This window comes from Pontivivens ytuae (assembly GCF_015679265.1).
Classification (GTDB): Bacteria; Pseudomonadota; Alphaproteobacteria; order Rhodobacterales; family Rhodobacteraceae; genus Pontivivens; species Pontivivens ytuae.
Genome location: NZ_CP064942.1, coordinates 1,464,986 through 1,491,227, shown reverse-complemented (window position 1 = coordinate 1,491,227; position 26,242 = coordinate 1,464,986). Strand labels below are relative to the sequence as shown.

Sequence of the window (26,242 nt, the reverse complement as noted above, 5' to 3'; positions counted from 1 at the left end):
GGGTCTGCCGCCCGGGACGGTCCCAACCCTCAGCCTACGAAGGCCTTGTAGGCGTCCTCGTCCATCAGCCCGTCGAGCTCCGACGGATCGTTCAGCGACATGCGGAAGAACCAGCCTTCCTCCATCGGATCCTCGTTCACCAGCGAGGGCGTCTCCACGATCTTGTCGTTCACGGCCGTGATCTCCCCGTCCAGCGGCGCCATGATGTCGGAGGCCGCCTTGACGCTCTCGATCACCACGATCTCGTCGTCCTTCTCCACCTTGGTGCCGGGCTCGGGCAGCTCCACGAATACGAGATCGCCGAGCTGGCTCTGCGCGTGCTCCGTGATGCCGACGATGACCTCGTCGCCGTCGACCTTCAGCCACTCGTGCTCTTCGGTGAATTTCAGCGCCATCTGTTACCTCTTGTAGCTCTGTTGAACGAAGGGCAGGGGCGCGACCGTCACCGGCTCGAAGCGCCCCCTGAGCGACGCAAATAGCCCGGTGCCCGCCTGTGAAAATTCGCTCGGCACATAGCCCATGGAGATCGGACCGCCGACCGTTGGGCCGAAGCCGCCGGAGGTGATCCTGCCGATCTCGGGTCCGTTCTCCTCGGCATGAAGCGGCGTGCCCGCGCGCAGCGGCGCCCGACCGGTGGGGCGCAGGCCGACGCGCTGACGCGCCGCCCCCGTCGCAAGTTGCGGTCCGATGACGTCCGCACCCGGATAGCCGCCCTCTTCCCGCCGCCGCTTCTGGATCGCCCAGGTCAGCCCCGCCTCCACCGGCGTGGTGCCCTCGTCGATGTCGTTGCCGTAAAGGCAGAGCCCCGCCTCCAGCCGCAGGCTGTCCCGCGCGCCGAGACCGACGGGCGCGACGCCCTCCTGCTCCAGCAGCGCCTCGGCCACGGCCTCCGCCTCGTCACGCGGCACCGAGATCTCGAACCCGTCCTCGCCGGTATAGCCGGAACGTGTGATGAAGCAGTCGCCCTCGATCAGCGGCATCACCCGCGCGTCCATGAAGCGCATGTCGCGCACATCTCCGTTCAGCGCCGCGAGCGCCTCCTCCGCCGCGGGTCCCTGCAGGGCGATCAGCGCCCGGTCGAGCACCTCGACCTTGGTCTCGGCCGCGATATGCGGGATGTCGTGATCGGCCCGCGCGGCGTTCACCACCAAGAAGATCCAGTCGCCCATATTGGCGAACATCAGATCGTCGAGGATCCCGCCCACCGCATTCGTCAGCAGCCCGTAACGCTGCCGCCCGGGCTTCAGCTCGGCCACGTTGACCGGCATCAGCCGCTCCAGCGCCTCCACCCGGTCCGCGCCGGTGAGCCGGAGCTGCCCCATGTGGCTCACGTCGAAGAGCCCGGCGGCGGCGCGCGTGTGCAGGTGCTCCTTCAGCACGCCGTCCGCGTACTGCACCGGCATCTCCCACCCGGCGAAGGGCACCATCTTGCCGCCGAGGCGCGCGTGAAGATCGGCCAGCGGCGTGCGCTTCAGCCCGCTCACTGCACACCCTCCTTCATCTGTCCAGAAATATCCCCGCCGGAGGCATCTGCGATCGCCACCGGGAGCCTCCGGCGGGGATATTTCGCGAAGAGAGAATGCAGAAGTCCGATCATGAGCAGCCCCGTCAGCATCAGGCCGCGCGCCCGTCGCGCGGCGATGCCCCCTCTGTCCGTTCGCCTGAGATCGTTATCCCGTCGGCGGGCGCGGCCTGCGCCTCTCTCCAGAGTCCTGATCCCGCCGGTCCGTGGGCCTGAGAGTTTCCGGGGCGGTTGCTCCTTCGGCAGCGGCGCGTGCCGCATTCTCCCGGACGGGACGGTGGAAACATACCCGAGCCGCGGCGTCCCGCAAGGATTTTTGCTGCACATGCGGCCCTGAGGCCGTACATCGCCGCCATGGATACGATCACGATCGAGCGGCTCGGCCATCTGGGCGACGGGGTTTCCACGGTGGACGGCGCGCCGGTGCACGCGCCCGGCGCCCTGCCCGGTGAGGTCGTGGCGGGCGAGATCGTGGAGGGGCGCATGGCCGCGCCGCGCATCGTCACGCCCATCTCCGATCGGGTGAAGGCGCCTTGCCCCCATTTCGGCCAGTGCGGCGGCTGCGTGATGCAGCATGCCTCCGACACGCTGGTCGCCGACTGGCGGCGGCAGGTGGTGGAGACGGCGCTGGCCGCGCAGGGCCTGCAGGCCCCGATCTCGCAGGTCGCGACCTCGCCGGAGCGCTCCCGCCGTCGCGCCACCTTCGCAGGCAAGCGCACCAGGAAGGGTGTTACCGTCGGCTTTCACGCCCGCGCCGCCCATCAGGTGGTCGAGGTGCCGGAGTGCCGCGTCGTCCATCCCGACCTCCTCGCGCTCCGGCCGCTCCTCGACGCGCTGACCCGCCTCGGCGCCTCCCGCAAGGGGATCCTGCGTCTATCGGTCACGCTGTCGGAGGCCGGGCCGGACGTGGCGGTGGACGAGGCGAAGCCGCTGGAGCCTGCGCAACTCGTCGAGCTCGCCGGCCTCATCCACACCCACAACATCGCCCGGCTCAGCTGGAACGGCGAGGTGATCGCCACGCCCGCCCCGCCGCGGCAGAGGATGGGCCGCGGCCACGTGATCCCGCCGCCCGGCGCCTTTCTGCAAGCGACTCCGGAAGGCGAGGCCGCCCTCGTCGCGGAGGTCCGCCGGATCGTCGGCAACGCTCCGCGCGTCGTCGACCTCTTCGCCGGATGCGGCACCTTCGCCCTGCCGCTTGCCGAGACGGCGGAGGTTCACGCGGTTGAAAGCGCCGCCGACATGCTCGCCGCCCTCGACCGCGCGTGGCGGGAGACGCCGGGCCTCAAGCGCGTCACCACAAAGGCGCGCGACCTCTTCCGCCGCCCGCTGCTGCCCTCGGAGCTCAAGGATTACGATGCCGCCGTGATCGATCCGCCACGCGCGGGCGCGCAGGCGCAGGTGGCCGAGATCGCGGCGAGCGGGCTTGCCTGCCTCGCCCATGTCTCCTGCAACCCCGTCACCTTCGCCCGCGATGCGAAGCTCTTGGTGGAGCACGGCTTCCGCCTCGGCCCCGTGACCATCGTCGATCAGTTCCGCTGGTCGAGCCATGTGGAGCTCGTCGCGGGCTTCACCCGCTAGGGCCGTAGTCCACCGGGCTGCGATGCGCCGCCCGCCCCATCCACGCGAAGTACCGGTCGCGCAGATCGCGCGCCACCGGCCCCGGCCGCCCGTTCGAGAACACCCGCTCGTCCACCCGCGCCACCGGGATCACCCCGCCGCCGGAGGAGGAGAGGAACACCTCGTCCGCCTCCAGGAACTCGGCGAGGGGCAGGGGGCGCACCTCCGTCTCCAACCCCGCCTCGGCAGCCATCTCCAGCACCGTGCGCCGCGTGATGCCGTGAAGCACGCCCGCATCCGGCGTCACGATCCGCCGCCCGAAAAGCGCGAAGGCGTTGAAGCCCGGCCCCTCCGTCACGTTGCCCGCATGGTCGAGCAGCAGCGTGGTCTCGTAGCCCCGCTCCTTCGCCTCGAAGAGGCCGGAGGTGAAGTCCCCCCAGTGGTAGTTCTTCACCGTCGGATCGACGCTGTCCTTCGGGATGCGGCGCACGGACTTGGCGATCCAGACGGCACAGCCCTGCTCCACCACCACCGGCTTCACGACATGCACGTAGGGCACGCACCAGGCGTAGAAGTGGTTGGCGCAGTCGCGCGGATCGCGCGAGCCCGGCACCGGGTTGCGGCCTCGGGCTGCGACCATCGCCACATAGGCGTCGCGCAGGCCGGAGGCGGCGACCATCTCGTGCAGCGCTGCTTCGATCGCCGCGCGGTCCATCCCGATCTCCATCCGCAGTGCGCTGAGCGAGGCGAGGAAGCGGGTCACGTAGTCGTCGAGCCGGAAGAACGCACCCTGCCAGACCGGCACCACGTCATAGGCGATGTCGGAATGGGTGACGCCCCAGTCCGTGACGGGGATCGCCGCGTCCGTCACCGGGATGATCCGCCCGTCCATCCAGGCGGCGCCCTGCTCCAGCCCGGTCATCCGGGCAACTGGGCCGCGAGGCCCGGCAGATCCTCGGCCACGATGTCCCAGTCCTGCGCCGGCTCCAGATCCCGCCCGCGCGCTGGCCCGTATTCCAGAGGCCGCGGGAAATAGCCGGTGCGCAGCCCCGCCGCCCGCGCTGCCGCGAGGTCGTCGTTGTGCGTCGCGACCATCATGACCTCCCCCGGCGCGAAGCCGAGAGCGGCGGCGGAGGCATGGTACACCTCCGCCATCGGCTTGTAGTTCCGCGCGATCTCCGCCCCCGTGATCGCGTCCCACTGCAGCCCGCCGAAGCGGGCCAGCCGCGCCATCAGCGCGATGGAGCCGTTGGAGCAGGGCGCGGCCAGCATCTTCGCCCGCACCGCCCGAAGCCCCTCAACGACATCCGGCCAGGGCGGCAGCCGGGTCCAGCCCTCGTTCAGCCCATCGCGCTCCATCACCGGCAGGTCGATCCCAGCGCCGATAAGCGCGCGGTCCAGGTTCTCCCGATGCAGGACCTCCAGCCGGACATAGCCACGCCCGCCGGAGCGCACGGCCTCCATCCCCGGCTGGTACTCGGCCCGCCAGCGGTCGGCGAAATCGAAGGGGTCGTGCGCGATGCCATGCCGCGCGAACACCGGGGCCGCGGCCTCCGCGATCCCGGTCCGCCAGTCGACCAGCGTGCCGAACACGTCGAAGATGCAGGCCCGGATCATCCGTTCACGATCGTGCGGGTGGGATAGGGGATGTCGATGCCCGCATCGTCCATCGCTTCCTTCAACGCCGCGGTCAGGTCGCATTTCACGTCGAAGTAGTCACCGCGCGCGACCCAGACCCGCACCGTGAACTCCACCGCGCTATCGCCGAGGGCCGTCACCTTCACGAAGACCGGCTTGTCGTCGTGCAGCCGTCCCTCCGCATCCAGCACGCCGCGGATCACGTTCTCCACCTCCTTGAGGTTCGCGCCGTAGCCGACGCCCAGCACGAGGTCCACGCGCCGCTCCTCATGGGCGGAGTAGTTGGTGATCGGCCCGTCCCAGACATCGCGGTTGGGCACGAAGACCTGCACGTTGTCGGGCGTCGTGAGCTCCGTGGTGAAGAGGCTGATCTCCGTCACCGTGCCGGACTTGCCGCCCGCCTCCACGTAGTCGCCTGTGTTGAAGGGGCGGAAGGCGAGCAGCATCAGCCCAGAGGCGAGGTTCGACAGCGTTCCCTGCAGCGCCAGCCCGATCGCGATGCCCGCCGCACCAAGGACCGCGATGAGGGAGGCCGTCTGGATCCCGAACCGCGCCAGGATGAAGATCGCTGCAAAGACCAGCACCGCGTACCGCGCCACGGTGGCGAGGAAGTTCATCAGCGTCTCGTCGAACCGGTCCGAGCGCCGCCCGAAGGACCGGATCTGCGCCTTCACGAAGCTTGCCAGCGCCAGCGCGATGACCGCGATCGCCCCCGCGACGATCACGTCGAATATCAGATCGAGCCACCAGGCCATGCCGCCTCTCCCCTTTGCGTCCCGCTGTCACAGATGAATAAGGCTGCCGCCGCACTAAGCAAACCCTTGTCTGATCCACGAAAAACCGGAGGGGCCATGGCCCGCATTCTCATCCTTGGCGGCTATGGCGTCTTCGGCGGGCGGCTCGCGCGGCTGCTGCTTCGGGACGGTCACGAGGTCATCGTCGCGGGCCGCTCGCGGACGAAGGCGGAGGCGTTCTGTGCCGAGCATGGCGGGGAGCCGCTGATGCTCGACCGCGCCGGCGATCTGTCCGCGCTGGGCGAGAGCGGCGCGGATCTCGTCGTCGATGCGACGGGACCCTTTCAGACCCTCGGGTCCGATCCCTACCGCGTCGCTTATGCTGCGATCGCCGCCGGGATGCACTGCTTCGACTTCTCCGACGATCCGGAGTTCACCGCCGGGATCACCGCGCTGGACGCCGAAGCGCGCGCCGCGGGCGTCACGGTCTTCTCCGGCGTCTCCACCATGCCCGCGATCACGGGTGCTGCGGCCACCGCGCTCGCCGACGGCCTCGACGTGACGCAGATCGAGAGCGCGCTGCTCCCCGGCAACCGCGCGCCGCGCGGCCGTGCCGTGATCGGCAGCATCCTCGCCCAGGCCGGTGAGCCCCTGCGCATCCGCCGCGGCGGCCGGTGGGAGGAAATTTCGGGCTTCGAGGATCGCCGCGTGGTCCCGCTGGAGCCCGGCCTCGAACGCCCGGGCAGCCTGATCGGCGCGCCGGATCTCGCCCTGTTTCCAAAGCATTTCGGGGCCGAGACCGTCCTCTTCCGTGCGGGCCTGGAGCTTGGCCTGATGCATCGTGGCCTCGGCGTAATTGCCTGGCTGCGCAAACGCCGCCTGCTGCCGCGCCTGACCCTGCTCACGGTGCCGATCCACTGGGCGGCGGTGCTCCTGAAGCCCTTCGGCACCGGGACCGGCGGGATGGCGGTGATCGTCACGGGCCGGAGTGAAGGCCGCACGCTCCGCCGCCAATGGTCGGTGATTGCGGAGGGCGGCGACGGCCCCTTCGTCCCCGCGATCCCCGCGCGCGTCCTTGCCGGTCGCCTCGACACGCTCGAACCCGGCGCCCGCGCCTGCGTCGACGAGATCCCGCTCGATGCGCTGGAGGCGGGGATGGAGGGCCTCCAGATCCGCTTCCCGCGTTTCGAGGAGGAGGTCGAACCGCTTTTCCCCCGACATGTCAGCGGCTTCCACGACCTGCCGCCCGAGGTTCGCGCCCTGCACAACTTCACCGACATGGCGATCTGGACCGGCACCGCCTCCATCGAGAACGGGAGAGGCGTGATCCCGGCCCTGATCCGCCGCCTCTTCGGTTTTCCCGCTGCGACGACCGACACCCCGGTCCGCGTCGTGATGGAGCGGCGTGGCGACACCGAGCGTTGGACCCGGACCTTCGGCAAGCGAAAATTCCGCTCGCACCTCCGCTGGAAGAACGGCGCGATGCACGAACGCTTCGGCCCCACCGAGTTCGCGCTCGACCTGACGGCGACAAAAGACGCGCTCGCCTTCCCAGTCGCCTCTGGCCGCGTCCTCGGCCTGCCCATCCCCCGGTTTCTGCTGCCGAAATCCGTGGCGACCGAGCGGGCCGGACCCGACGGCAAACCGGCCTTCGACGTGGCCCTCCATGCCCCGCTCGGCCTCGGCCTGATCGTCCGCTACAAAGGCACGCTTTCGCGTCTGGAACCCGACGATCCGAGCGGCTAGACCGGAGGCCATGTCCGATCTCCGCCCGCTCCTCGCCTCCGTCTTCGGCTTCTCCGACTTCCGTCCGGGCCAGGCGGAGATCGTGGAGGCGGTGGCCGGCGGTGAGGACGTGCTCGCCATCATGCCGACCGGCGGCGGCAAGTCGTTATGTTACCAACTTCCGGCTATATCCCGGAATGCTGTAACACTTGTCGTTAGCCCTCTGATCGCCCTGATGCGCGACCAGGTCCGCGCCCTGCGCGCCGCCGGGGTCAGCGCCGGCCACCTCACCTCCGCCAATACGGAGGAGGAGACCGAGGAGGTTTTCGACGCCATCGACCGGGGCGACCTGCGCCTCCTCTACATCGCGCCCGAACGCCTCGCCGCCGGGGGTACCGAGCGGCTGCTGCGCCGCGCCGGCGTCGGCATGATCGCGGTGGACGAGGCGCATTGCGTCAGCCAGTGGGGCCATGATTTCCGCCCCGATTACTTACGGATAGGTGCCCTGCGTGAGACGCTGGGCTGCCAGATCACCGCCTTCACCGCCACCGCCGATGCCGAAACGCGGGCCGAGATCGTGGAGCGCCTGTTCGGCGGGCGCGAGCCGCGGACCTTCCTCCAAGGCTTCGACCGCCCTAACCTCACCCTCGCCTTCCAGCCGAAGAACCAGCCGCGGCGCCAGCTCCTCGACTACGCGGTGGCGCGCAAGGGCCGCTCCGGCATCATCTACGCCGCATCGCGCAACAAGACCGAGGTGCTGGCCCAGGCCCTGCGCGAGGCCGGGGTGCCCGCGATCAGCTATCACGCCGGGATGGAGCCCGACGACCGTCGGGAGGCGGAGGCGCGGTTCCAGACCGAGGACGGCCTCGTCGTCGTTGCCACCATCGCGTTCGGCATGGGCGTCGACAAGCCGGACATCCGCTATGTCCTCCACGCCGATCTGCCGAAGTCCATCGAGAGCTACTACCAGGAGATCGGCCGCGCCGGCCGCGACGGCGACCCGGCGGAGACGCTGACCCTCTACGGCCCCGACGATATCCGCCTGCGCCGCGCCCAGATCGAGGAGGGACTGGCGAGCCCCGAGCGCAAGCAGGCCGACCATGCCCGCCTCAATACGCTGCTGGCCTTGGCCGAAGCGCCCGTTTGCCGCCGCCAGACCCTGCTCGCCTATTTCGGTGAGGTGCTGGCTGAGCCCTGCGGCAACTGCGATCTCTGCCTCGAAAAGCCAGAAACCTTCGACGCGACCGAAGCAGCGCGCAAGGCGCTGTCGACCGTCTTCCGGGCAGAGGAGTGGTTCGGCGCGGGCCACCTCATCGACATCCTCCTCGGCGAGGAGACGGAAAAGGTAACCGCTCGCGGGCATGAGCGCCTGTCCACGTTCGGGATCGGGCGCGAGTTCTCCCGCAAGCAGTGGCAGACGATCTTCCGCCAGCTCATGGCGCTCGACCTCGTCCGCCCCGATCCCGCGCGCCACAACGCGCTGCGCCTGACCGAGGCGGCGCGCCCGGTCCTGAAGGGCGAGCAGAGCCTCACCCTGCGCAAGGACAGCCTCACGCGCCGCGACGCGAAGCGTCCGAAGGTCGAGGCGATGGTGAGCGAAGCCGACGAGCCGCTGCTCTGGGCGCTGAAATCGAAGCGGCGGGAGCTGGCGGAGGCCGCGAAGGTGCCCGCCTACGTCATCTTTCCCGACCGCACGCTGGTCGCGATGGTCGAGGCGAAACCGCAGACCCTCGATGCCTTCGGCCGCCTGCCGGGCGTCGGCACCAAGAAGCTGGAGAAGTTCGGGCGCATCTTCCTCGAAGTGCTCACCGGCGCGCCGGAGCCCGAGGTTCATCCCGCGAAGATGCGTGCGGCGGCGCGAGGCTACGGCGATCTCGTGGACCGGCTGCACGCCGCCCAACTCGACCTCGCCTACGGGCCGGACGGGACCGCGAAACCGCTCTCCTGTTCGACGGCCACCCTGGCGCGGATTGCCGCAGTCCGGCCCGGTTCGGAGGATGAGCTCACGCGCGTTCAGGGCATGGATCCGGCGCGTACGGAACGGTTTGGTAACGTTTTTCTCCGAATCCTGTCGGAGGCATGACCTGCGGCGAACCTGCGTCACGTGCGCGCAATCCGGCGTGAGGGAAACTTTCATGCTTTGCGAGCCGTACTACTTTCAGAAAATGTCGGAAGTAGAGGAGAGAAGTGATGCGGAAGTTTGCAATAGCGACCGCGACGGTCGTGGGGCTGCTCTTCGGCAGTGCGGTCCAGGCGGATGAGGCGGCGGCGCGGGATGTCATCGTCGCCCAACTCGACGCCTTCCAGCGGGACGATTTCGAGGAGGCGTTCACCTATGCCTCGCCGAACATCCAGGAAATCTTCAGAACGCCCCAGCGATTCGCGGCCATGGTGCGCGGCGGCTATCCGATGGTGTGGCGGCCGTCCTCCGTCCGGTTCGGGCTGAGCGAGGCGCGCGAGGACAAGTTTTACCAGCAGGTGGTGCTGGGCGGTGCCAACGGCCGTTTGTTCCTTGCCGAATACGAGTTCGTGGAGACCGACGGCATCTGGCAGATCAACGGCGTGAGGCTGCTGCCCGACGCGGGCGTGGGGGCCTGAATTAACATCGCCTTAACTCTCGGGCGGTAGACCCGGAGACGGTGCGGCCGCCAGCGGCCCCGCCATTTCACAAGAGCATTTCGGATCCGGCCCCGGCGTGATCTGGATCGGAGCCCGCCGCGGGCTCCCGCTCTGACCCTTCCCGACTTCACATCCCGACGCGCCCGCCGGCGACAAGGGATTTGGTTCATGAACAAGGCTGTCACCGACGGCATCACGCTGATGCCGCCTGCATTCATCGAGGGCCTGGAAAACTGGTCGCGCGTGGACGGGCGGCCCGGCGACGCGAGCTATGACGGCGCCGCCGATGCGGCCCTCGTCACGGCGGATGCCGATTTCGGCGACTGCCTGGAGATCTTCAAGACCGAGAGCGTGCTGAAGCTGCGCTGGTTCGGCCTCACCGCCGTGCCGCCGGGCTGCTACCTGCGCGTCACCGCCCGTGTGAAGCTGGTCGGGGGCAACCGCCCCTCGGTCCGCATCGGCGCCTCGGCGGAGGATGCGACCGGCACGCCGGTCACCACCGTGCCAGCCTTCGGGCCCGAGGTGTTCCTGGAGAACTACGGCGTGCCCTACGAGGTCACGGCCATCGTCGGTGTCGGCAACCGTTCGGGCGTCGACATGGTCTGGGGCACGGCGGCGACGGCCGGGCATCTGGGCCTCGACCTCGTGGGCGACAACAACTGCTCCGTTCGGATCGAGGATATCCGGATCGAGGACGTCACCTCCGTTTTTCACCGCACGATGATGGACTGGGTCGACGTGCGCGACTACGGCGCCATCGGCGACGGCGTGACCGACGATGCTGATGCGTTCTAGGCGGCGGATGCGGCGAGCGCGGGCCGCGACGTGCTGGTGCCCGAGGGCGAATACCTGATCGGGCGCAGCATCACGCTCGACGCCCATATGCGCTTCACCGGCCGGATCTCCGACGCGTCGCCGGGGCGGATCGCGTTCACCGCGAACTACAACTACGACACCTACCTGCAGGCCTTCCAGGACGAGCAGGTGGCGCTCGAGCGGGCGCTGCAGGCGCTCTACGGCTTCACCGATCACACCGATCTGGACCTCTGCGGCCGCTCCATCGCGCTGTCGCGGCCCATCGATGTGCATGCGGAGGTCGGCGATCGCGACACGTTCGGCGTTCGCCGGGTGATCCACAACGGCCAGCTCTCCGCCTCCAGCTCCTCCGACTGGGACGTGGGCATGTCGAGCTCCACGGCGAGCTACGATGCCGCCGTCGATCAGCTCAAGCTCACCAATGTGACCAACATCGCCGCGGTCGAACGCGGCTCGCTGGTGCAGGGCACCGGTGTGGGGCGGGAGATCTACGTGCGCGAGGTCGACATCCCCAACGCCACGATCACGCTGAGCCAGCCGCTCTACGCGGCCCCGGCGAGCCAGACCTACACCTTCACCCGCTTCCGCTACATGCTCGACTTCTCGGGCTTCACCTCGATCCAGCGCCAGTGCCTGCGGCAGATCGAGTTCAACTGCGGCCGCCGCGCCTCGGCCCTCATGCTCGGCCGCGCCGGCATCGCCTGGCATATCGAGCACTGCTGGTTCGTCCGGCCCAAGGATCGCGGTATCACGTCCATCGGCGAGGGCTGCAACGGCATCTCGATCGAGAGCAACGAGTTCATCAGCCCCGAGACCGACCTGAATGTTGAGGACCGCACCGCGATCGCGGTCAACACCAACAAGAACGACATGAAGATCCGCAACAACCGCGTCGTGCAGTTCCTGCATTTCGCCGTGATCGCGGGCGGCGGGCACCTTCTGGTCGGCAACCACTGGTGGCAGGGCGACGGGGTCGTGGAGAACGCGGCTCGCTCCGCCGGCGTCATCTTCTGCAACCGCAACGTCAAGACCACGATGGTCGGCAACTACTGCGACAACGCCTTCATCGAGCTGACGGACGAGTACAATGCCAATTCCAGCTCGAACCGGGCCTATGGCGCGCTGACGATCACGGGCAACATCTTCACCGCGTCCAGCATCCCGAACTGGTTCACCTATATCCGCCTCGCCCCCATCGGCCCGGATCAGGAGATCGACGGGATCACCGTCACCGACAACTCCTTCAAGACCATCGGTGGCGACTTCATGGACCGGGTGGAGAGCGTGGACGACGACCGGGGCAGTTTCGATCACGCCCGTACGGTCAACGTCACCTTCACCGGCAACCTCTACGAGCAGATCGGGACGCGCACGGCGAGCCCGCTGCTGGTCACCGGCTTCAACCTCTTCCCATCGACGACGTGGAACATCCTGACCAGCGGGCGGCTGCCCTTCGGCGGGCGCGCGATGCGGGTTCAGTCCATCGCACCGGTGAGCACGCTGTCGGGCTGGGACGGGCGGATGCCGCAGGTGGCGCTCCAGCAGCAGACGGATGGCAGCGGCGTGAGCCTGACCTGGCAGGACAGCATCGCCGGCGAAATCCTGGTGACGGTGCGCAGCGACCTTCCCTCCTGATCCCGGCGCGCTACCTCGCGCGGCATGGAATTGCCGCGCGAGAACGTTCAGGACTACCCCCGCCCGCCGCGCCTCGAGTCGGCGGGCGTTACCGTCTCCTGCCGTCTCGGAGGGGAGATCGTGGCCGAGAGCCGCGATGCGCTGCGGGTGCTGGAGACGCACCACGCTCCCACCTACTACATCCCGCCGGAGGACATCCCTGCAAAGCTTGTGGAGGTGCCGGGCTCCAGCTGGTGCGAGTGGAAGGGCCGCGCCCGCTATTTCGACGTGGTCGCCGGCGGCCGTCGGGTCGAGCGCGCCGCCTGGGCCTACCCCAAACCGACGGAGCGGTTCGCCGCCCTGCGCGACCACATCGCCTTTTATCCGGGCCTGATGGACGCGTGCTTCGTCGGCGGGGTGCAGGTCACCCCGCAGCCCGGTGATTTCTACGGGGGCTGGGTGACGCCCAATCTCGACGGGATCGTGAAGGGGGATGCCGCGACGCGGCACTGGTAGGGGGTTTGGCAAGCGCCGGGGGCTTCGCGCCCCCGGACCCCCGCGGGATATTTGAACAAGCTGGAAGGAATGGGCCGTGCGGTTCGGGGGATGTCCGGTCGCAGGCCGGCCCAGCCCGACGCCAGGGCGCTCGCCAGTGTGTCCGAGGGGGCGGGAGCGCCCCTGCCGGTCAGGCGACGAGAGCGGCTTCGGTCTGGCCGCGGATCTCGTCCATGGTCACGCCGTCGGCGATCTCGACCACCTTCAAGCCGCCCTCGACCACGTCGAAGACGCCCAGATTGGTGATGATCCGGTCCACCACGCCCGTGCCCGTCAGGGGCAGGGTGCATTCCTTGAGGAGCTTGCTCTCTCCCTTCTTGTTGGCGTGGTCCATGATGACGATGACGCGACCCACGCCCGCGACGAGGTCCATGGCGCCGCCCATCCCCTTCACCAGCTTGCCGGGGATCATCCAGTTGGCGAGGTCGCCGTTCTCCGCCACTTCCATCGCGCCGAGGATCGCGCAGGCGATCTTGCCGCCGCGGATCATGCCGAAGCTCTGCGCGCTGTCGAAATAGGAGGTGCGGGCAAGCTCGGTGATCGTCTGCTTGCCGGCATTGATGAGGTCGGGATCCTCCTCGCCCTCGAAGGGGAAGGGGCCCATGCCGAGCATCCCGTTCTCCGACTGCAGGGTGATGTCCTTGTCGCCCACATAGTTCGCCACCAGCGTCGGGATGCCGATGCCGAGGTTCACGTACATGCCGTCTTCCAGTTCCTGCGCGGCGCGTTCGGCCATTTGGTTGCGGTCCCAGGGCATGGCTCAGGCCTCCTCTCGCTGACGGGTGGTGCGCTGCTCGATGCGTTTCTCGTGCTCGCCCTGGATCAGGCGGTGCACGTAGATGCCGGGCAGGTGGATGCTGTCGGGGTCGAGGGAGCCGCGGGGTACGATCTCCTCCACCTCGGCCACGCAGACCTTGCCGCAGGTCGCCGCGGGCGGATTGAAGTTGCGGGCGGTCTTGCGGAAGACGAGGTTGCCGGTGTCGTCGGCCTTCCACGCCTTCACGATCGCGACGTCCGCGACGATGCCGCGTTCGAGGATATAGGTCTCCCCGTCGAACTCCTTGTGCTCCTTGCCCTCGGCAACCTGCGTGCCGACGCCGGTCTTCGTGTAGAAGCCGGGGATGCCCGCGCCGCCCGCGCGCATCCGCTCGGCGAGCGTGCCCTGCGGGTTGAACTCCAGCTCCAGCTCGCCCGAGAGGTACTGACGCATGAATTCCGCGTTCTCGCCCACATAGGAGGAGATCATCTTCTTGATCTGGCGGGTTTCGAGCAGAATGCCGAGGCCGAAGCCGTCCACGCCCGCATTGTTGGAGGCGACCGTGATGTCCTTGGTGCCCGCGTCGCGCAGCGCCGAGATCAGCAGCTCGGGAATGCCGCAGAGGCCGAAGCCGCCCGCCGCGATGAACATCCCGTCGAAGAGGAGACCGTCGAGCGCCTCCGTCGCCGAGCCGTAGATCTTGTTCGCCATCGCCTGTCCTCCCGTGATGCTGCGCTGCGGAAGGTGGCGGCTCCGGGACGTGGCGTCAAGCGATCCGGGCGATGGCCGCGCTCACGATATCCGCCCGCTCCAGTGAGGCGAGGTGGCCGCAGCCCTCGATGACGGTGAGGGTGGCGTCGGGCATGGTGTCGGCGAGGGCGTGATGCAGCTTCGGTGGGCAGATCCGGTCCTCGGAGCCGACGACGATCTGCGTGGGGACGGGGCAGGCGGCCATGGCGGGCCTCAGGTCGGGTCTGGTGTCGAGGGCTGTGGACTGGCGGCGATAGATCGCCTCGGGCGTGTCCGCCATCATCGCGCGGACGGGGGCGCCGAGCCGCGCGGCGACCTCCGGATCATGGGCGAAGAAGGCGTTGGAGAACGTGTCGATGAAGGTGCCGAGGCCCTGCGCCCGAACCGCCGCCTGCTGTTCCGCGCGCCAGGCCTTCTCCTTGTTGCGGGCCGGGGTGGGGTCGGTGGCGATCAGGCAGGCGCCGGTGACGCGTTCGGGTGCCGTCGCCATCACCTGCATCGCGACCATGCCTCCCATGGAGAGCCCGGCGATGGCGAAGCGCTCCGGCGCACGCGCCAGCAGGCGGTCGGCCATGCCCGCGATGCTGTCGTCCTGCGTGACCTCGGCGACGGTCGCTTCCGGGAAGCGCTCGAGTTGGGGCGCGTAGAGCCGGGCGTCGCAGAGATGGCCGGGGACGAGGATCAGGGTCATGCGGCCTCTTCGGCCGTCATGGAATAGAGCACGAGCCGCCGCAGCGGATGCCCCTCCGGCACGCTCGGATGGTCGAAATCGCGCGCCGGATCGGGGCGCATTCCGATGGCGCGCATCACCGCCTGCGAGGGGAGGTTCTGGGTGGGGGTGAAGGCCACGATCTCCTTGAGGCCCATGGCAAAACCGCGGGAAAGCGCAACCCGCGCGGCCTCCGACGCGTAGCCTTGCCGCCAGTATGGGCGGGCGATCCGCCAGCCGACCTCTACGCAGGGGCCGCAGGGCAGCGCGATGGCGGGGCGGTTGAGGCCGACCATGCCGATGAAGGCGCCATCCGCCTTGCGCTCAACGGCGGCGAAGGAGAAGCCGTCCCGCTCCCACTTGCCGCGCAACGTGTCGATGAACGCGTCGCTTCCGGCCCGGTCGAGGGGGGAAGGGAAGTAGCGCATCACCTCCGGATCGGCGTTGAGCGCGGCGAAGGGTGCGCGGTCGGCGTCGCGCCATTGCCGCAGGATCAGCCGCTCGGTCTCGGCCCAGGGGTGCGCCCGCCCGTCGTCGGGGCCGGCCGGCCCCTCCTCCCGTTGGGTCGGGCCGCCGCCTGCGGCGTCGGGGGGCGTGGTCATAGGTCGTGATACTCCGCGATCTCGCCGATGAGCTCGCGATGCAGGGCCTGCACGCGGGCGTCGGGCTGGTGGGCGGCGATGCGGGGGCCGAGCGGATCCTGCGCGGTGATCGGGCTGCCCGCCATGGTGGCGAGCACGGCATGGCCGCAGAACGGCACGTGGACCTCCGAATAGCCGCCCTCGTGCGCCATCATCAGGCGACCGTCGCAGAGCTCCTCCGCCGCCGCCATCACGCTAGCGGTCATCGCGGCAAAGGTGTCGGAGCCCGCGAGCATCCGGGCCAGCGGATCGACACCGCTCGCATCATAGCCGCAGGCGACCACGATCACCTCCGGCGCGTGGCGGGTGAGGGCGGGGCGCACCACCCGCTCCATTGCGTGCAGGTAAGCGTCATGGCCCGCGCCCGGCGGCAACGGCACGTTGATATTGGCCTCGGCGTCCGTTTCTACCGTGCCGGTGTGCCAGGGATAGTTGCCCGCCTGGTGGAGCGAGATCGTCAGCACGTCCGCATCCTCGGCGAAGATCGCTTCCGTCCCGTTGCCGTGATGCACGTCCCAGTCCACCACCGCCACACGCCGCACCAGCCCCTTCGCCTGCGCCGCACGGATCGCGATGGCGAGGTTGGCCATGAGGCAGAAGCCCATCGGCCGATCCGGCAGGCAATGATGGCCCGGGGGGCGGCTCAGCGCATAGGCGTTGCGATGCGCGCCCCGCAGAACGCCCTCCAGAGCCGCCACGGCGAGCCCCGCCGACAGCGCCGCGATCTCGTAGCCGCCGGGGCCGAAGGGCGTCCGTTCGCCCAGCTCGCCGCCGCCGGCATCGCTCAACCGCTTGAATTCGCTGAAGTAGCTCTGCGGGTGCACGCGCAGTAGATCCTCCTCAGTCGCCTCGGGTGCGCCCTGCATGTCGAGCTCCGCCGCCAGCCCTGTGACCCGAAACAGGTTCACCAGCCGCCGCTTCGTCTCGGGACTTTCGGGCAGACCCCCGGCGGCGAGCGGCTGCACCAGCCCGCCCACCGGCGCTGTCAGCGCGTAGTTCCCGCCGGAGTGCCAGAAGCACCGCTCATCCCAGTAGAAGGCCGTCATGCGCGCACCGTGGGCGGCCAGTGACACAGCGTCAAGCCGGAACCCGGACCGCCCGCCCCTCGTTTACCCCGCATAAGGAGCGTCGGTGCCAAGGGACAGGGCAGACGGCGAGATCACGCCTCAGTTCGGAGCAAGCCCATGTCCCAGCCTTCCCTCAACCGCCGCCATTTCCTCGCTGCCCTCGGGGCCGCGACCATCGCCCTGCCGGCCCGCGCTGCGACGCCGCCGGACTGGAAGCCGTTCTTCCCAAACATCTCCCGCGGCGGGATCCACGTCTCGACCGCCGCGCGGGAGGTCACCTGGTGGTCGCCCGGCGGCCAGTTTGCACGGGTGATGCCGACCGCCGTGCCGCGCAGCGAGGACCTGACCCGCCGCGGCCGCACCGAGATCGTGCGAAAGCGCGCCCGCCCCGACTGGACGCCGACGCCGGACATGCTGCGCCGGAACCCGGACCTGAAGCCGACGCCGGGCGGGGCGCCGGACAACCCGCTGGGCTCCCACGCGCTCTATTTCGACTGGACGTACTACGCGATCCACGGGACCAACGATCCGTCGAGCGTGGGGACGGCGGCCTCCTCAGGCTGCTTCCGCCTGCGCGCGGACGACATCACCTTCCTGTTCTTCACGGTGCCGGTCGGCACGCCGGTGCTGGTGAGCTGACTGCGGCGCTCGGGCCGCGGTTTCGCGCTGCCGCGCGAGGATATTTGGCGGCAAGAAGAAGGATGGGGCTTTCTTCTTGCTTCAAGTATCCCCGCCGGAGGCGACGCATCCGTCACAGCCCGGCGAGCACCCCTTCGACCTCCTTGGCGAGGGCCGTGACCTCCGCCGCTGCCTTGGATCGGCGCTGGAGCTCGGAGGCAGCCTTGCCCTGCGCGAAGGCCTGCTGGAACACGACGCGGTTGCCGATATGGCTGGCGAGCAGGTCGGCCTTCAGAGCACCCTTCGCCACTTCCACCGCCGTGCCCGTCGGGGGCACGCGGGTGAGCAGCACGCGCAGCGGCGTCTTCTCCCGCGCGGCCATGTCGACAACCGGGTCGAGCGCCCAGATGTCCATGGCCGATGGCTGTGATGGTGCGATCACAAGGTCGCTGTCCCGGATCGTGGCGCGCAGCAGGATGTCGGCGTTCCCAGGGCAATCGACCAGCACCAGATCCGCCTCCCGCGCCGCCGAGCGGATGTCGGAGGAGGCCTTCCAGTCGGAGCTCTGCCGGCAGCCGATATCCTCCCGCATGCCCGCCCACCGCGCCAGGGAGCCCTGCGGATCGAGGTCCACCAGCTCCACACTTCGCCCTGCCGCGGCCCAGTGCTGGGCCAGTTGAGCGAGCGCCGTGGTCTTGCCCGCGCCGCCCTTCTGCTGGGCGAAGGTGATGATCTGAGCCATGAAATCCCGTCCTGCGCTGCACCAGCGCCCACGATAACGGGCGCGCGGCACAGGGGAAGGAAAAACGGATCAGGCCAGATGCGCGACCGCGGCCTCCGCGATCACCCGCTCCTCGTCGGTCGGGATCGCCATCACCGCGACGGGACCGGAGGAGATGCGGCGCGCATTCGCTCCGTTCGCCACGGGATCGAGCGTGATCCCCAGCCACTCCATCCCCTCGCAGACCCGCGCGCGGATGGTGCTCGAGTTCTCCCCGATGCCACCGCAGAACACCAGCGCGTCGAGCCCTCCCAGCACCGCCGTCAGCGCGCCCAGTTCCCGCCGGATCCGGAAGGTGTAGTAGTCGATGGCCTGCGCGGCCTCGGGCGCGTCGGACGCCTCCAGCGTGCGCATGTCGTGGCTGATGCCCGACAGCCCCTTCAGCCCGCTCTCCTTGTAGAGCAGCGTCGTGATCTCCGCCGCGCTCATGCCCCGCTCCATCAGGTAGAGCAGCACCCCGGGGTCCAGCTGCCCGCAGCGGGTGCCCATGGCGAGGCCGTCCAGCGCTGAAAACCCCATGGTCGAGGCGACGCTCCGCCCGCCCTTCACCGCGCACATCGATGCGCCGTTGCCCAGATGCGCGATGACCACGCGGCCCGCCGCGATTTCCGGCTCCTCCCGCCGCAGGACGCCGGTGATGTAGTCGTAGGAGAGGCCGTGAAAGCCGTAGCGCCGCACACCCTCCTCGTAGAACCGGCGGGGCAGGGCGAAGGTGTCGGCCGCCCAGTCGTGCCCCCGATGGAACGCGGTGTCGAAGCAGCCGATCTGCGGCGCGTCGGGAAAGGCGGTCAGCGCCGCCTCCACCGCGGCGAGGTTGTGCGGCTGGTGCAGCGGCGCGAGGGGGGAGAGGGCGGCGAGCTTCTCCCGCACCTCCGCCGTCAGCAGCACCGGGCCGGTATAGTCCTCGCCGCCATGCACGATGCGGTGGCCGACGGCGATGACCGAGCGCCCGGCGAGGACCGCGCTTGCCGTCTCCAGGATCGCGCGGATGGCGACCGTGTGGTCCGCCGCCCCGATCTCCCGCACCTCGTCACCGACCTTCAGCCGAGCCGATGGCCCGAGGTTTTCCACCTGGCCGACCATCAGCAGCGCCGGCGGTGCCTCCGTCGCGTAGACCGAGAATTTGAGCGAGGAGGAGCCCGCGTTCAGCGTCAGGATCGCGTCGCTCATCCCCGCGCCTGGGCCTCCGCGTAGAGCGCCGCGACGGCGCAGGAGGCCAGCCGCGCCTTGTCGTCATCCGCGCGGCTGTTGAGGATCACCGGAACCTGCGCGCCGAGCACGATGCCCCCGGCCTCCGCATGGGCGAGGAACGTGAGCTCCTTCGCGATGAGGTTCCCGGCCTCCAGGTTGGGCGCGATCAGGATATCGGCGCGGCCCGCGACCAGTGACTTGATCCCCTTGGTGCGCGCCGCCTCCATGTCGATCGCGTTGTCCATGGCGAGCGGCCCGTCCACCACCGCGCCGCGGATCTGGCCGCGCTCGGCCATCTTCGACAGGATCGCGGCATCTAGGGTGGAGGGGATGTGCGGGTTCACCGTCTCCACCGCCGAGAGGACACCCACCTTCGGATCCTCGATCCCGATGGCGCGGGCGAGGTCGACGGCGTTCTGCACGATGTCGACCTTGCATTCGAGGTCTGGCGCGATGTTGATCGCCGCGTCCGAGATCAACAGCAGGTGGTTGAGCCCCGGCACATCCATCACGAAGACATGGCTGAGCCGCCGCGTCCCGCGCAGGCCGCCGTCGCGCTTCACGATGTGGCGGAGCAGCAGGTCCGTATGCAGGTGCCCCTTCATCACCGCCCGCGCGCGCCCTTCGTGGACGAGGGCGACGGCCATGGCTGCGGCGGCGCCGTGGTCGGGCTCGTGCAGCATTTCGAGGCCCGTCAGATCCGCGCCGATCTCCTGTGCTGCGGCCGCGATTTTCTCCCGATCGCCGATCAGGATCGGGGTGATGAGCGTGTGCCGCGCGCCCAGCAGTGCCCCGTTCAGCGCGTCGGCCTTCTCGGGGGCCACGACCGCCGTGGGGATCGGGGGCAGGGGTTCCGCCCGCTCCAGGAGCGCGTCGAAATGGACGTGCCGGCGCACGGTGAGGCCCGGCACGTCGCCGGTGTCGAAGCTGACGGTGAGGGCAGGAGCGACGACCACCGCCTCGCCCTCGCAGATCGTGGTACCGTCGGCACGCGTCACCCACGTGTCGAAGCGGACCTCGCGCCCCTCGCCCTTGGCGGTCAGGCGGACGCAGGCGGTCAGTTCGTCGCCCGCATGGGCCTGCTCCAGGAACTTCAGGCTCTGTGCGCGGTAGAACGTGCCCGGCCCCGGCAGCCGGTTGCCCAGCACCGCCGAGATCAGAGAGGCGACCCACATCGCAGGGGCCACCGCCTCGGGCGTGCCGTCGCCGTCACCATCGGCCTCCGGCATGTGCAGCGGGTTCAGGTTGCCGGAGGCATGGGCGAAGACATAGAGGTCGTCGAGCACGCAGAGCCGCGTCAGCGACGCCTCCATCCCGACCTCCAGCGCGTCGAAGGTGGTGTTGGTGAGCTGGTTCATTGCGCGGCCTCCGTCATGGTCGCTGCCTCCTCCAACTCTGCCTCCAGCCGGGTGAGCAGGTCGAGGGTCGCCTGCTCCATCTCCGCCGGGTCGCCGACCACGTAGCGCACCATGTCGAGCGCGGCGCGCCGCATGCCGGGCGTGGGCAGCAGCACCGGCAGGGCGGCGCGGGCCGCATCGGGATCGGCGCGCACGATCAGGGTCTGCGTATGAATCATCTCGGTCCGCGTGGCCGGGTCCAGCGCGTCGAAGGGCGGCCGCGTCGTGAGAAGTTCTGAGGACCGCTGCAGCCGGTCGCGCCGCACATCCCGGCGGGTATCGGCGAGCAGGACGAGCATCCGTACCACCGCTTCGCCCAATCCGCCCTGGCCGGTGCGCTCCAGCGCCATCATCATCTCGGGCAGGGTGTCGAGCTCCGCCTCCGACTTGTGGATCCGCGCGTCGGCCCGCGGCGCGCCGTACCACTGCGCCAGCGGATGGGCGTAGAGGGCGAGGAACGTCGCCTCCGCCATCGCCGCCGAGCTGTCCCGCCACAGGTTCCAGCCCGCTTCCACCGCGTCGGCCCACAGCCGCTCGGCCATGACGAAGGGATTGTCCTCGCCCGCCGCCACCCTGTTCTCCCGCACGTGGGAGGCGAGGCCCGCCACCGTGCCCATCGCCGGATTGCGGGTGGCAAAGACCCGGCGTTGGGCGCGCAGCGGATGGAGCTGCCGGGCCAGAACCGCCGCCCGCGGCGTGACGGAGGCGCGCACCATCGGCCGGACCGTCGTGTCATAGGCCTCGGCGAGGTTCTCCGACAGCCGGGCGACGGCGGCGAAGGCCCGCTCCTCCCGCCGCCCGCCGGTTTCAGTCAGCAGATCCTCGAACTGCCGCCGGGCGAAGCTCACGGCGAAGGTCTTCTCGTGCCCCTCGCCCTGCTGATCCTCGATCCGCATCTCGTAGAGGCCCGGCGGCAGCGCCTCGATCGTCTTGAGGGTGGAGGCCATCTGCGTGTGCTCGCGCTTGGCCACGGAGGAGGAGACGAAGATCCCCAGATGCCCCACCTCGTCATGCACCATGTAGAGGATGCGCTGGCCGCGGATCTCGATCTCCCGCTCGTTGGCGTAGGTGTCGACGATCCAGTTCAGCGCCTGGCCAGGCGGGGTGATGTTGTCGCCGTGGCTGGCGAAGACGATGATCGGTGCGCGGATCGCCTTGGGGTCGATCGGGCGCCCCGTCTCCAGCCGCGCCTCGTTGCGGCCGAGGCGATTGCCGACGAAGAGGTTCTCGACGATCCACCGGATCTCCGCCTCGTTCATCAGGTAGAAGCCGCCCCACCACTTCTCGAACTCCAGGAACCGCGCCTCGCCGGTGTCGACGCCGCGGTAGAGGTCGTAATACTTGCGAAACCACGTGCGGCCGGGATTGAGGCTTTCGAAATTGAGCACCAGGTGCGCCCCGTCGAAGAGCCCGCCGCCGAGGTCCGAGGCGATGAGCGCGGGCAGCACGCCGCCCGCGATGCCGCCGGTATAGCGCATCGGATCCTGCCCCAGCTTGCCTGACCAGTAGGACATGGGCGCGCCGTTCAGCACGATCGGCCCGGTCAGGTCCGGGTTCATCGCGGCGAGGATCGCGGTCGCCCAGCCGCCCTGGCAGTTGCCCACGACGACCGGCTTCGGGCTGTCGGGATGGCGCGCGCGGACCTCGCGCAGAAAGGCCGCCTCCGCATGGGTCACATCCGCGATGGTCTGGTCGGGCTCGGGGATCGGGCGGAACGCCACGAAGTAGACGGGGTGGCCGTCGCGCAGCGCCACGCCCACCTGGCTGTCGGTCTTGAAGCCGCCGATGCCCGGGCCATGACCTGCGCGCGGATCGATGATCACGTAGGGCCGCTTCCACGCGAAGACCTCGATCCCTTCCGGCGGCTTGATCTCCAGCAGCATGTAGTTGCAGGGCCGCGGCAGGTCGCGGCCATCGACCACCACCTCGTAATCGTAGATCAGCACCGGCGGCGCGCCCGCATCCTCATGCGCGATGAAGATGTCGCCGCGCTTGCGCAGGGCGTCCATCGTCAGCAACGCGCGCTGCCAACTGTCGAGCATGTAGTTCGCGAGCTCCGTCGCGAACTCGGTGGGGGGCTGCGGGGCCGCCTCGGCCTTCAGCCGCTCCAGCGCCTCCCCGGTACGGGACCGCCGCGCCTGCGCGTCGTGCATGGCGCGGGCGGCGTGCCGCTCCATCGCCATCTTCATCAGCTCGGCCTGCAGCTTCAGGCTGTCGTCGTTGAACTCGCGTCCGCGCGGGGCACTCATGATCTTCACTCCGGTCTCAGCCGACGACGTGGTAGCCGCCGTCGATGGGGTGCACGGCACCGGTCACGTTCGCGGCCTCGCGACTGGCGAGGAACGCTGCATAGGCGCCGACATCGTCGATGGTGGCGAGCTGGTGCGTGGGCGTGCGCGCCGCCGTCTGCTCCATCAGCTCGTCGAAATGGCCGATCCCGCTCGCGGCCCGCGTCTTCATCGGACCGGGCGACAGGGCGTGGACGGAGATGCCCTTGGGCCCCAGCTCGGCGGCGGCATAGCGCGTCACGCTCTCCAGCGCGGCCTTCACCGGACCCATGATGTTGTAGTGGTCGACGACTTTTTCCGAGCCGTAGAAGCTCACCGTCATGCAAGTCCCGCCGTTCGGCATCAGCGGCTCCGCCCGCCGGATCATCCGCAGGAAGGAGTGGACGGAGGTGTCCATCGCGACAACGAACCCCTCGCGTGAGCAGTCGACGACCCGCCCGTGCAGGTCCTCCTTCGGACAGTACGCGATGGAATGCACCAGCACGTCGAGCGCGCCCCACTGCTCCGTGATCGCGGCAAAGACCGCATCCATCTGCGCGTCGTCGCTCGCATCCATCGGCAGGATCAGTTCGGCCCCCAGCGCCTCGGCCAGCGGGCGCACATGCGGCTCGGCCTTCGCGTTGAGATAGGTGATGGCAAGGTCCGCACCCTGCGCGCGCAGCGCCTTCGCGCAGCCATAGGCGATGGAGTGGTCGTTGGCGATGCCCACGACCAGCGCCCGCTTCCCGGTGAGAGAGAACATGGGGCTTTCGATGCTCATGGGTTCGTAGCATATGAGAACGCCGTGACAGTTTTTTGCGTTGCAGCAATTCGCGGTTCACTCGAAGCGGTAGCCGACGTTGCGCAAGGTCACGATCCGCCGGCCCTGCTCGCCCAGTTTCTTGCGCAGCCGCCCGACATAGACGTCCACGACGTTGGTCATCGGATCCTCGTTGATGCTCCAGACTGCGTTGAGGATCCGCTCGCGCGAGAGCACCCGCCCCGGATTGGACATGAAGAAGAGCAGCACCTCCCGCTCCTTGGCCGACAGCTCCAGCGGGGCCTCGTCCACCTTCATGATGTGCGAGCGGCGGTCGAAGGTGATGCGGCCGCAATCCACCACCTCCGTATCCACGCGCCCGTCGAAGGCGGTGGCCCGGCGGTGCAACGCCTCGATCCGCGCGATCAGCTCGTCGAAGTCGAAGGGCTTGGGCAGGTAGTCGTCGGCGCCGATCCTCAGCCCGCTCGTCCGCTCCTCCGCGCTGTCGAGGGCGCTGAGCATCAGGATCGGCGTGGGGTCCCGCCGCATCCTGAGCTTTCGGCAGACGTCCTGCCCGCTGATCCCCGGCAGCATGAGGTCGAGCACGATGACGTCGACCTTGCCCTGGGCGAGCATCTCCACCCCCGTCTCGCCGTCGGGGGCGTGCTGGACCGTCCAGCCCTCGGCGCTCAACCCGCGGCGGATGAAGTTCGCCACCCGCATCTCGTCTTCGATCAGAAGGACATTCATCGTCGCACCTCGCTGCTTTTGTTGAGGGGCAAACAGCATTTGGGGAGGCGGAGGGCCATCATCCACGCGGTGAAACGAAAAGGTCGCGACCAAGGTCCGAGAGCCCTCGTCATTTGGTTCAGCGCCGTTCTGCGCCGGGTTTATGCCGGATCGGCCTTTGGTTGATGGCGGGTTTATAGAAGGTTTATGCGCTGTCCGAGGCCGCTCCGGGCACCAGCCGGATGCCCGCCCGCGGAGTGGGGAAGCTCATCGCGACTCGCAGGCCGCCCTCCCGCCCGTCCTCCAGTTCGACGTCCCCGCCATGGGCCTTCACGATGGCGCGCACGATGGGAAGACCGAGGCCCGTGCCCTCTCCGGTCACGCCCGACGCGTTCGAGCCGCGATAGAACCGGTCGAAGGCCTGCGACTTCTCGATATCGGTCAGACCCGAGCCGTTATCCTCGACCGTGACGATGGCGCGGCCCCCCTCGTGGAAGGCACGCACCACGATGTCCGGCCCGCCATAGCGCGCGGCATTGTTGAAGAGGGCGAGCAGGCACTGGCGCATCCGCATCTCGTCCCCGCGGATGCGCAGGGAGGTCAGCCCGCTGTCGAGCCGCACAGCCCCCGGAAACAGCCCGCGCGCATCGTCAATCACGGCCATCAGGTCCACGTCGCGCAGGTCGAGCCGCAGCTCGTCCGCCTCCTGCCGGGCGACCAGCAGCATGTCGTCCACGATCCGGTTGGTGTGCTTGGCCGAGTCGCGGATGCGCGACAGCGCCTCCATGTAGGTCTCCGCCTCCTGCGGTCCGCCGCGCAGCGTCACCTCCGCCTCGCCCTGGATGATGGTCAGCGGCGTGCGCAGCTCGTGGCTGATATCGGCCATCAGCCGCCGCCGGTTCGCCTCCGAGATCTCGAACTGGCGCAGCAGCTTTTCCAGCTCCCGCGTGCGGCCAGCGACCTCGGTCTCCAGCCGCTCGTTCAGCTCCTTCTGGCTGAGCTGCCGCTGGCGCAGCTTGCGCGCCATGTTGGTGAGCAGCGCGCCGAGATTCTCGAACTCCCGCCCGCCGCGCACCTTGATGTCCTGGTCGAAGCGTTCCGCCTCGTAGGCCCGCACCCCCTCGCTCAATGCCAGGATCGGACGGCGCAGGTAGCGGTTGAAGGTCCAGATCGCGTAGCCGAGCGCGATGGCCGCCACCAAGCCCACGGCGACGGCGGCGATCTGGACCCGGTCCCGGAACGCGGCGGCCTCGACCAGCGTCTCGGCGACCTCTTCCTCCTCCTCGGCCAAGGCCTCGCTGATGAGCTGGGCGATCTGGATGTCGACCTCCCGGTCGAGGATGTCGACGAGCTGCGCGCGTAACCGCGCCTGGTCCGATCCCGCCTCTCCGCTCGAAATCCGGGTCAGCGCGACCGTCACCGTGTTCACCCTGCGCTCGATCTCGGCGAGCCGGGCGAGCTCCTCGATCTCCTCCTCGCCGACGAGCTCGATCTCCCGCCCGATCGTGTCGCGGATGAGCTGGATGTCACGCCCGATCGCGTCCTGGATCACCGCCTCCAGCGCGCCGTTGTCCCGGTCGCCGATGATCAGCGCGTCGCCGTGCTGCTTGAAGAGCTGGTAGATGTTGGACTGCAGCGAGAGGTGCGCGTGGTAGGACTGCTCGGCGAGCTCGATCCGCTCCTCCAGCATCCGCCCGCGTTCCGTGGTCCAGATCGCCATGGCGGCACTGCCGAGGGTCAGCGTCACGAACAGAAAGGCATAGGCGATCAGCAGGGTCGAGACACGCATGGGCGA

25 protein-coding genes and 1 riboswitch are annotated in these 26,242 nt (G+C 69.1%); of the genes, 8 read left to right on the top strand and 17 right to left on the bottom strand.

Features of this window, described 5'->3' with window-relative positions; genetic code table 11:
• Positions 1–29: 29 nt before the first annotated feature.
• Positions 30–389, bottom strand: a complete 360-nt coding sequence (gene gcvH / locus I0K15_RS07220; RefSeq protein WP_196105398.1) for a glycine cleavage system protein GcvH — start codon at positions 387–389, stop codon at positions 30–32.
• Positions 390–398: 9 nt separating this feature from the next.
• Complete coding sequence (gene gcvT / locus I0K15_RS07215) at positions 399–1,484, bottom strand: glycine cleavage system aminomethyltransferase GcvT (protein WP_196104736.1); 1,086 nt, start codon at positions 1,482–1,484, stop codon at positions 399–401.
• A gap of 228 nt (positions 1,485–1,712) precedes the next feature.
• Positions 1,713–1,800: riboswitch (glycine riboswitch) on the bottom strand.
• Between the two features lie 76 nt (positions 1,801–1,876).
• On the opposite strand from gcvT, the gene I0K15_RS07210 reads away from it, so the two are divergent.
• A complete protein-coding gene (locus tag I0K15_RS07210; protein ID WP_196104735.1) occupies positions 1,877–3,100 on the top strand; it encodes a class I SAM-dependent RNA methyltransferase in 1,224 nt (407 codons plus the stop codon).
• Here I0K15_RS07210 and I0K15_RS07205 read toward each other — a convergent pair.
• Genes I0K15_RS07205 through I0K15_RS07195 form a run of 3 tightly spaced genes read right to left on the bottom strand, consistent with a single transcriptional unit; the run spans position 3,090 to position 5,472 of the window.
• On the bottom strand, positions 3,090–4,001 hold the full coding sequence (locus I0K15_RS07205; RefSeq protein ID WP_196104733.1) for an aminotransferase class IV: 912 nt from the start codon (positions 3,999–4,001) through the stop codon (positions 3,090–3,092). The genes I0K15_RS07210 and I0K15_RS07205 overlap by 11 nt on opposite strands.
• On the bottom strand, positions 3,998–4,696 hold the full coding sequence (locus I0K15_RS07200) for a haloacid dehalogenase type II (RefSeq protein WP_196104731.1): 699 nt from the start codon (positions 4,694–4,696) through the stop codon (positions 3,998–4,000). The genes I0K15_RS07205 and I0K15_RS07200 overlap by 4 nt, the downstream gene beginning before the upstream one ends.
• Positions 4,693–5,472, bottom strand: coding sequence for a mechanosensitive ion channel family protein (locus I0K15_RS07195; RefSeq protein ID WP_196104724.1), 780 nt, complete (start codon positions 5,470–5,472; stop codon positions 4,693–4,695). Before I0K15_RS07195 ends, I0K15_RS07200 begins: the two co-directional genes overlap by 4 nt.
• Before the next feature lie 96 nt (positions 5,473–5,568).
• On the opposite strand from I0K15_RS07195, the gene I0K15_RS07190 reads away from it, so the two are divergent.
• The 6 genes from I0K15_RS07190 to I0K15_RS07165 all read left to right on the top strand — a co-directional run bounded on the left by I0K15_RS07190 (position 5,569) and on the right by I0K15_RS07165 (position 12,741).
• The gene (locus I0K15_RS07190) at positions 5,569–7,197 is read left to right on the top strand and encodes a saccharopine dehydrogenase family protein (RefSeq protein ID WP_196104723.1); all 1,629 of its coding nucleotides are present in this window, start codon (positions 5,569–5,571) and stop codon (positions 7,195–7,197) included.
• Between the two features lie 10 nt (positions 7,198–7,207).
• Positions 7,208–9,259, top strand: a complete 2,052-nt coding sequence (gene recQ, locus I0K15_RS07185; RefSeq protein WP_196104721.1) for a DNA helicase RecQ — start codon at positions 7,208–7,210, stop codon at positions 9,257–9,259.
• Between the two features lie 107 nt (positions 9,260–9,366).
• Positions 9,367–9,774: a DUF4864 domain-containing protein gene (locus tag I0K15_RS07180; RefSeq protein WP_196104719.1), complete on the top strand. Its 408-nt coding sequence runs from the start codon at positions 9,367–9,369 to the stop codon at positions 9,772–9,774.
• A 189-nt stretch (positions 9,775–9,963) separates the two neighbouring features.
• Complete coding sequence (locus I0K15_RS07175) at positions 9,964–10,590, top strand: hypothetical protein (protein ID WP_196104718.1); 627 nt, start codon at positions 9,964–9,966, stop codon at positions 10,588–10,590.
• Positions 10,591–10,620: 30 nt separating this feature from the next.
• Complete coding sequence (locus I0K15_RS07170) at positions 10,621–12,246, top strand: right-handed parallel beta-helix repeat-containing protein (RefSeq protein WP_196104716.1); 1,626 nt, start codon at positions 10,621–10,623, stop codon at positions 12,244–12,246.
• Between the two features lie 24 nt (positions 12,247–12,270).
• Positions 12,271–12,741 carry a DUF427 domain-containing protein gene (locus I0K15_RS07165; protein ID WP_196104715.1) on the top strand — a complete coding sequence of 157 codons (471 nt, stop codon included), beginning with the start codon at positions 12,271–12,273 and terminating at the stop codon, positions 12,739–12,741.
• Positions 12,742–12,910: 169 nt separating this feature from the next.
• Here I0K15_RS07165 and I0K15_RS07160 read toward each other — a convergent pair whose 3' ends face one another.
• The 5 genes from I0K15_RS07160 to I0K15_RS07140 are packed head-to-tail and all read right to left on the bottom strand — an operon-like array spanning position 12,911 to position 16,683.
• On the bottom strand, positions 12,911–13,537 hold the full coding sequence (locus I0K15_RS07160; protein WP_196104713.1) for a CoA transferase subunit B: 627 nt from the start codon (positions 13,535–13,537) through the stop codon (positions 12,911–12,913).
• Positions 13,538–13,540: 3 nt separating this feature from the next.
• Positions 13,541–14,248: a CoA transferase subunit A gene (locus I0K15_RS07155; protein WP_196104711.1), complete on the bottom strand. Its 708-nt coding sequence runs from the start codon at positions 14,246–14,248 to the stop codon at positions 13,541–13,543.
• Positions 14,249–14,303: 55 nt separating this feature from the next.
• On the bottom strand, positions 14,304–14,978 hold the full coding sequence (locus I0K15_RS07150; protein ID WP_196104709.1) for an alpha/beta fold hydrolase: 675 nt from the start codon (positions 14,976–14,978) through the stop codon (positions 14,304–14,306).
• The gene (locus I0K15_RS07145; RefSeq protein WP_196104707.1) at positions 14,975–15,598 is read right to left on the bottom strand and encodes a GNAT family N-acetyltransferase; all 624 of its coding nucleotides are present in this window, start codon (positions 15,596–15,598) and stop codon (positions 14,975–14,977) included. The genes I0K15_RS07150 and I0K15_RS07145 overlap by 4 nt, the downstream gene beginning before the upstream one ends.
• A complete protein-coding gene (locus I0K15_RS07140; protein WP_196104706.1) occupies positions 15,595–16,683 on the bottom strand; it encodes a class II histone deacetylase in 1,089 nt (362 codons plus the stop codon). The genes I0K15_RS07145 and I0K15_RS07140 overlap by 4 nt, the downstream gene beginning before the upstream one ends.
• Before the next feature lie 138 nt (positions 16,684–16,821).
• Here I0K15_RS07140 and I0K15_RS07135 point away from each other — a divergent pair, with 138 nt between their 5' ends.
• Positions 16,822–17,343 carry a L,D-transpeptidase gene (locus I0K15_RS07135; RefSeq protein WP_196104704.1) on the top strand — a complete coding sequence of 174 codons (522 nt, stop codon included), beginning with the start codon at positions 16,822–16,824 and terminating at the stop codon, positions 17,341–17,343.
• A gap of 112 nt (positions 17,344–17,455) precedes the next feature.
• On the opposite strand, the gene I0K15_RS07130 is transcribed toward I0K15_RS07135, so the two are convergent.
• From I0K15_RS07130 to I0K15_RS07100, 7 genes are all read right to left on the bottom strand, one after another.
• Positions 17,456–18,064: a ParA family protein gene (locus tag I0K15_RS07130; RefSeq protein WP_196104702.1), complete on the bottom strand. Its 609-nt coding sequence runs from the start codon at positions 18,062–18,064 to the stop codon at positions 17,456–17,458.
• Between the two features lie 69 nt (positions 18,065–18,133).
• Entirely contained in the window at positions 18,134–19,273 is a 1,140-nt protein-coding gene (locus I0K15_RS07125) for an acetate/propionate family kinase (protein ID WP_196104700.1), read from the bottom strand.
• Positions 19,270–20,652: a bifunctional enoyl-CoA hydratase/phosphate acetyltransferase gene (locus I0K15_RS07120; protein ID WP_196104699.1), complete on the bottom strand. Its 1,383-nt coding sequence runs from the start codon at positions 20,650–20,652 to the stop codon at positions 19,270–19,272. Before I0K15_RS07120 ends, I0K15_RS07125 begins: the two co-directional genes overlap by 4 nt.
• On the bottom strand, positions 20,649–22,940 hold the full coding sequence (locus I0K15_RS07115) for a DUF3141 domain-containing protein (RefSeq protein WP_196104698.1): 2,292 nt from the start codon (positions 22,938–22,940) through the stop codon (positions 20,649–20,651). The genes I0K15_RS07120 and I0K15_RS07115 overlap by 4 nt, the downstream gene beginning before the upstream one ends.
• A gap of 16 nt (positions 22,941–22,956) precedes the next feature.
• On the bottom strand, positions 22,957–23,739 hold the full coding sequence (fabI, locus tag I0K15_RS07110; RefSeq protein ID WP_230374325.1) for an enoyl-ACP reductase FabI: 783 nt from the start codon (positions 23,737–23,739) through the stop codon (positions 22,957–22,959).
• A 57-nt stretch (positions 23,740–23,796) separates the two neighbouring features.
• Positions 23,797–24,468, bottom strand: coding sequence for a response regulator transcription factor (locus I0K15_RS07105; RefSeq protein WP_196104696.1), 672 nt, complete (start codon positions 24,466–24,468; stop codon positions 23,797–23,799).
• A gap of 184 nt (positions 24,469–24,652) precedes the next feature.
• Positions 24,653–26,236 (bottom strand): sensor histidine kinase, encoded by a 1,584-nt coding sequence (locus I0K15_RS07100; protein WP_196104695.1) that lies wholly within the window; start codon positions 26,234–26,236, stop codon positions 24,653–24,655.
• Between the last annotated feature and the right edge of the window lie 6 nt (positions 26,237–26,242).